General features: G+C 63.5%; 4 protein-coding genes and 1 pseudogene. All 5 read left to right on the top strand.

Features of this window, described 5'->3' with window-relative positions; genetic code table 11:
- Window positions 1–525: pseudogene (locus tag AC1DMG_RS20010) on the top strand (EmrA/EmrK family multidrug efflux transporter periplasmic adaptor subunit); the annotation flags it as partial.
- Window positions 526–537: 12 nt separating this feature from the next.
- The gene (locus AC1DMG_RS20015) at window positions 538–2,091 is read left to right on the top strand and encodes a DHA2 family efflux MFS transporter permease subunit (protein WP_477180972.1); all 1,554 of its coding nucleotides are present in this window, start codon (window positions 538–540) and stop codon (window positions 2,089–2,091) included.
- Window positions 2,092–2,238: 147 nt separating this feature from the next.
- Window positions 2,239–2,724 (top strand): polyhydroxyalkanoate synthesis repressor PhaR, encoded by a 486-nt coding sequence (gene phaR / locus AC1DMG_RS20020; protein WP_046970103.1) that lies wholly within the window; start codon window positions 2,239–2,241, stop codon window positions 2,722–2,724.
- Window positions 2,725–2,823: 99 nt separating this feature from the next.
- The gene (phbB, locus tag AC1DMG_RS20025) at window positions 2,824–3,585 is read left to right on the top strand and encodes an acetoacetyl-CoA reductase (RefSeq protein ID WP_477176017.1); all 762 of its coding nucleotides are present in this window, start codon (window positions 2,824–2,826) and stop codon (window positions 3,583–3,585) included.
- A gap of 118 nt (window positions 3,586–3,703) precedes the next feature.
- A partial coding sequence (locus AC1DMG_RS20030; RefSeq protein WP_477180973.1) for an FAD-dependent oxidoreductase occupies window positions 3,704–4,673 on the top strand: 970 nt, incomplete at its 3' end.

Below are 4,673 nucleotides of genomic sequence, written 5' to 3' on the forward strand. Positions count from 1 at the left end.
GTCACCGGCTACGTCGCCCAGCGCAGCGTTCAGGTGGGCAACAGCGTGCAGCCCGGCCAGCAGCTGATGGCGGTGGTGCCACTGCACGACCTGTGGGTGGACGCGAACTTCAAGGAAAACCAGCTTCGCCATATCCGCGTGGGTCAGCCGGCCAAGGTCGAGGCGGACGTCTACGGCGGCAGCGTCGAATTCCACGGCAAAGTGATCGGACTGGGCGCGGGTACCGGCAGCGTGTTCTCSCTGCTGCCGGCGCAGAAYGCCACCGGCAACTGGATCAAGGTGGTSCAGCGCSTGCCKGTGCGYATYGCGCTGGACGACAAGGAACTCGACCAGCATCCGTTGCGCGTGGGCCTGTCCACCGATGTCACCGTCAATATCAGCGATGACAAGGGCGCCATGAATGCGGCGCTCGGCAACGGTCAGCCGATCGCGGCAACCTCGGTGTACGACCAGATGGCCAGCAAGGCAGACGAAGAAGCCCAGAAGATCATTCAGGCCAACCTCGGCCAGCACGACGCGAACTGACGARGCGATCCCATGGCCGCCAACCCCACCGAAGACAAGCCGCTACCGCCTTTGCACGGTACCGCGCTGGTCTTGCTGACCATCGCCGTCGCCTTCAGCACCTTCATGGAAGTGCTGGACATGACCATCGTCAACGTGGCTGTGCCGCATATCGCAGGCAGCCTCGGCGTGAGCGCAAGTGAAGGCACCTGGACGATCAGCTCCTATTCGCTGGCCAGCGCGATCATGCAGCCGCTTACCGGCTGGATCGCGCGCCGCTTCGGCGAGGTGAAGACCTTTGTCGTATCGGTCGGCCTGTTCGTGGTGTTCTCCATGTTGTGCGGCCTGGCCACTTCGATGCCGATGCTGGTGTTTGCGCGCCTGATGCAGGGCGCCGGCTCCGGCCCGATGGTGGCGTTGTCGCTCACGTTGCTGCTGGCGAGTTATCCCAAGACCAAGCAAGGCGTCGCGCTCGCGCTATGGGCGATGACCGTGGTGGTGGCGCCGATCTTCGGACCGATCCTGGGCGGCTGGATCACCGACAACTTTTCGTGGCCGTGGATTTTCTACATCAACCTGCCGGTGGGCATCCTCGCCGGTGTGATCACCTGGGCACTGTTGCGCAAGCGCGAGACCAAGACCTACCAGTCGCCGATCGATGTGATCGGCCTGGTGCTGCTGGTGGTCGGCGTGGGCTCATTGCAGTTCATGCTGGACAACGGCAACGACCACGACTGGTTCTCCTCGCCGATGATCACCACGCTGGGCCTGATCGCGCTGATCTGCCTAGTCTTCCTGGTGGTGTGGGAACTGCACGCCAAACACCCGGTGGTGGAACTGAGCCTGTTCAAGGAACGCAATTTCACCGCGGGCGTGGTGGCGTTGTCGCTGGGCATGTTCGCGTTCTTCGGCATCAACGTGGTTTTTCCGCTGTGGCTGCAGACCACCCTGGGCTACACAGCCACCTGGGCCGGTCTTGCCACGGCGCCGGTGGGCATCCTGGCCTTCCTGCTATCGCCCATCCTCGGGCGCAATATGCACAGGCTGGAGCTGCGCGCGGTGGTGACGTTCGCCTTCGTGGTGTTCGCTGCTACCTCGTACTGGTTCTCCACGTACGACAGCTCAGCCTCGTTCACCTCGYTGGTGTGGCCGCGCTTCGTGATGGGCATTGCCATCCCCTGCTTCTTCATCCCGCTCAACCAGATCTATCTGGCGGGACTGCCCGCCAATGAAATCGCCAGCGCCAGCGGCCTGGCCAACTTCTTCCGCACACTGGGCTCGAGCGTGTCCACGGCGGTGACGGTGACGCTGTGGCAKCACCGCGGCATCCTGCATCACGCCACGCTGAGCGAGAACGTCACCAGCGCCAGCCAGCCGGCCACCCAGGTCCTGTCGCAGCTCACCCATGCCGGGAACAGCCAGACCCAGGCGCTGGGCATCGTGGATCAGCTGGTTAACCGTGAAGCCCTCACCCTGGCGGTGAACGACATCTTCCTGCTCTGCGCCGTCCTGTTCCTGGTGCTGATCCCGGTGATATGGCTGGCCAAGCCGCCGTTTGGCTCGGCAGGAGGCCCCGGCGGGCATTAACCGGTGCCGGAACGTTCTTAATCCGGCACAAACCTGCAACAACCAGCAGGTATTTGATCTAACAGGAATTGCTGCGACTGGCCAGTGCAGCAATTAATACCACTTGGGCGACTGGTGCGCCGCAATACCTTCTGTTAGTTTGTGTGCATGGCACAAACGATGCGCACCATTAAGAAGTATCCGAACCGTCGACTCTACGACACGGAAATCTCCAGCTACATCACGCTGGAGGAAGTCCGTCAGCTCGTGCTCGACAACGAAACCTTCGAAGTCCGTGACGCCAAGAGCGGTGAGGATCTCACCCGCTCGGTGCTGTTGCAGATCATCTCTGAGCATGAGGAAAAGGGGCAGCCGATGCTCTCTCCTCAGCTGCTCAGCCAGATCATCCGCTTCTACGGCGACTCGCTGCAGGGTTTCATGGGGCCTTACCTGGAGCGCAGCCTGCAGGTCTTCCTCGACCAGCAGCAGCAGTTCCGCACCCAGCTGAACAGCCTGCTGGGCCAGACGCCCTGGTCCATGCTCAATGACCTGACCGAGCGCAACATGGATGCCTGGCGCAACATGCAGCGCGGCCTGATCGACGCCGCCACGCAGGGCCAGCCGCCGCGCAGCGGCACCAAGAAGCCCGGTTAATCCGCTGCGGTCGGCGCCGACGCGCCGACCTTCCTGCCGTCTCACTCGCCGCTGCAGCACAACACGTGCTGCCCTGCGGCATGTGTACGAGTCCTTCACATGAATTCCCACACTCGCAACTCACGCGTTGCCATCGTCGCTGGCGGCATTGGCGGGCTCGGCACCGAAATCTGCCGACAGCTGGCTCAGGCAGGTCGACAGGTCATTGCCGTCGACCTGGCAGGGCGCGAGGAACGGCTGCACGCATTCCAGACTGAGCTGGCCGACCTCAATGGTGCGGTGAAATTCGAGCCTGCCGACGTCAGCCATTTCGACGGGTGCGCCGAGTTGATTGGTCGGGTGGAACGGCAACACGGCAGCGTCGACATCCTGGTCAACGCCGCCGGCATCACCCGTGACACCAGCCTGCGCAAAATGACGCCGCAGCAATGGCATGAGTTGATGCGGGTGAACCTGGATGGCGTCTTCAATATGTGCCGCAACGTGGTGGAAGGCATGACCACACGCGGTTTTGGCCGCATCGTGAACCTGAGCTCGGTCAACGGGCAGACCGGGCAGTTCGGCCAGACCAACTATTCCGCTGCCAAGGCTGGCGTGCACGGCTTCGGCATGGCGTTGGCGCGCGAAACGGCACGCAAGGGCGTGACCGTGAATACGGTATCGCCGGGCTATTGCGATACGGCGCTCGTGGCCGCTGTGCCGCAGGATATCCGCGAGCAGATCATCTCGGATATTCCGGTCGGCCGACTTGGCTCACCGGGAGATATTGCACGCGCAGTGGCCTTCCTCACCGCCGATGACGCCGGTTACATCACGGGTGCGAAYCTGCCGGTCAACGGCGGGTATTTCATGAGTTTTTGAGGGACGGTCGCCATCCCGGCGCAGGCCATCCACCGCCTTGCCGCACTGCGCATCGCCCACCCGCCCGCGACACGCTACTCTCAGCGCTTTAAGCGTTGCGACCTGACAGCGGGACTCCATGGCGAAGCATCTCACTCTTATCGGCGGCGGCCTGGTCGGCGCCTTGCTGGCGCAGCAATTGGCGGGACGCGGTTTCGTCGTCGACGTCTTCGAAAAACGCCCTGACCCGCGCATCGCCGGCTTCACCGGTGGTCGTTCGATCAATCTCGCGTTGGCCGAGCGCGGCCTGCAGGCGCTGCGCAAAGCTGGGCTTGCCGACGACGTGCTGGAGCGCGCAGTGATGATGCGCGGACGCATGGTGCACACCACCGACGGTCGCTCCGGCCTGCAACGTTATGGCGTCGACGACAGCGAAGTGATCTGGTCCGTCTCCCGCGGCGCGCTCAATATGTTGCTGCTGGATGCTGCCGAAGCCGCGGGCGTCAAATTCCATTTTGGACAGTCGCTGGCCAATGCCGATTTTGATCGGCAGCGCCTGCAGCTGGTCGACGAACAAGGCGTGTCGCGCGAGCTCGACGCCCCCATCGTGATCGGCGCCGATGGCGCAGGCTCCTCGCTGCGCGCCGCGATGAACGCGTACTCGCCGCTGGGCGAGCGGGTGGAATCGCTGGGCCACGCCTATAAAGAGCTGGAAATTCCTTCCGCCGGCGGGCTCAGCGCCGATCTGATCAGCCGCAGCGGCGGCCACGACCAGTTCGCGCTGGAGCCGCATGCGCTGCATATCTGGCCGCGCGGCGGTTATATGTGCATCGCGCTGCCCAATACCGAAGGCAGCTTCACCGTGACCTTGTTCCTGCCGGCGCAAGGCCCGCATCCGAGCTTCGCCACGCTGGGCGACGCTCATCATGCGCGAGCCTTCTTCGAGCAAGACTTCCCCGACCTGCTGCCGCTGATCCCGGATTTCGCCAACGATTACGACGGCCACCCAGTCGGCACGCTGTCCACGCTCTACCTGCAATGCTGGCATCTGGACGGTCGCGCGCTGCTGATCGGCGATGCTGCGCACGCCATCGTGCCCTTCCACGGCC

It is taken from the genome of Dyella sp. 01N36 (genome assembly GCF_056399745.1).

Coding starts and splice junctions, on each gene's coding strand:
- phaR (WP_046970103.1), top strand. CDS start 2,239: ATGGCACAAACGATGCGCACCATTAAGAAGTATCCGAACCGTCGACTC.